The organism is Hyphomicrobium sp., from assembly GCF_036833075.1.
In the GTDB taxonomy this organism is placed as follows: Bacteria; Pseudomonadota; Alphaproteobacteria; order Rhizobiales; family Hyphomicrobiaceae; genus Hyphomicrobium_C.
In genome coordinates this window covers 1-1,492 of the sequence record NZ_DAITQL010000133.1, presented here as the reverse complement: position 1 = coordinate 1,492, position 1,492 = coordinate 1, and the positions used below count along the sequence as shown (strand labels likewise).

The window sequence follows — 1,492 nt, the reverse complement described above, 5'->3', positions numbered from 1 at the left end:
GGCGAAATCTATATGTGGACCGTGCATTTCGATCATCCGCGCGGAAAGGGCGCGGAGATCAAGGACGGACAACCGGGATGGCAGAGCGACGGCAGCTACCTCACGCCCGAAGGATTGCGGCTTACGAAGGATTTCGAGTTGGCCATGTACCTGCGGACGGTCCAGGACTGGATTATTCGCCCGCAGCTCAAAGGGATCGCAGGTGTCGCGGAGGTCGACTCGATTGGCGGTTATGAGCAACAGTTCCATGTTCAGCCCGATCCACAGAAGCTGCTGTCGTTCGGCCTGTCATTTTCCGATGTGATCTCCGCGCTCGAGAAAAACAACATCGGTGTGGGTGCCGGCTACATCGAGCAGAAAGGCGAGTCCTATACGGTTCGCGCCGACGGCCGCCTCGAGACCATTGCAGATATCGGGAACGTAATCGTCGCCAACAAGAACGGCGTGCCCGTATTCCTCAAGGACGTTGCCGAAGTCGGTATCGGGCGGGAGCTCCGAACAGGATCGGCAAGCGAGGATGGAAACGAAGTTGTCGTCGGCACGGCAATGATGCTCAAAGGCGGCAACAGCCGCATCGTTTCCAGTCTTGTTGACGAGAAGATGCAATCGATCGGCAAGGCGCTCCCACCCGACATCGCGATCAAGACGGTGTTGAACCGCACTCTGCTTGTCGATGCTACCGTCAAGACAGTGGCGAAGAACCTGGCTGAAGGTGCTCTGCTCGTCATCGTGATTCTATTCGTGATGCTCGGCAATCTGCGTGCCGCGCTCATTACGGCGCTCGTCATCCCGGTCACGATGCTGATGACCCTGACCGGCATGCTGGAAGCAGGGATTTCGGCCAACCTCATGAGCCTCGGCGCGCTCGACTTCGGTCTCATCGTCGACGGCGCCGTGATCATCACCGAAAATGCCCTGAGGCGTCTCGCCGAGCGACAGCATCATGAGGGGCGGCTCCTCACACTTCAGGAGCGGCTACATGAAGTCATGGTCGCCAGTAAGGAGATGATCCAGCCTACGGTGTTCGGTCAGGCCATTATCATAACCGTGTACTTGCCTCTCCTGACGTTCACGGGCGTCGAGGGCAAGATGTTCGAGCCTATGGGGCTGACGGTAATCATCGCACTCATTTGTGCCTTCGTCCTTTCCCTGACCTTCGTTCCGGCCATGCTGGCGATCTTTGTCACCGGCCGCGTAGAGGAAAAAGACAACATCATCATACGAACGGCTAAGGCTCGCTACGAACCTATTCTCCGGGGTGCGCTGAGCGAGCCGCGCTTCGTGATGCTATCGGCGGCGGGCCTGTTCGTTTTTTCGCTGCTTCTCTTCATGCGGCTGGGCCAAGAGTTCATCCCGCAGCTCGACGAAAAGAACTTGGCTATGCACGCCATGCGCATCCCCTCGACGTCGCTCACTCAGTCGACGGAGATGCAGCTCAAGGTCGAGAGCGTGGTCAGGAGTTTCCCCGAGGTCGCCTTCGTGTTCTCGAAGA

At 58.1% G+C, this 1,492-nt stretch carries 1 protein-coding gene; it reads left to right on the top strand.

Annotated features, from left to right (window positions below; all coding sequences use genetic code 11):
* The coding region (locus tag V7082_RS20920; protein WP_334151573.1) for an efflux RND transporter permease subunit at positions 1-1,492 on the top strand (1,492 nt) is incomplete at both ends.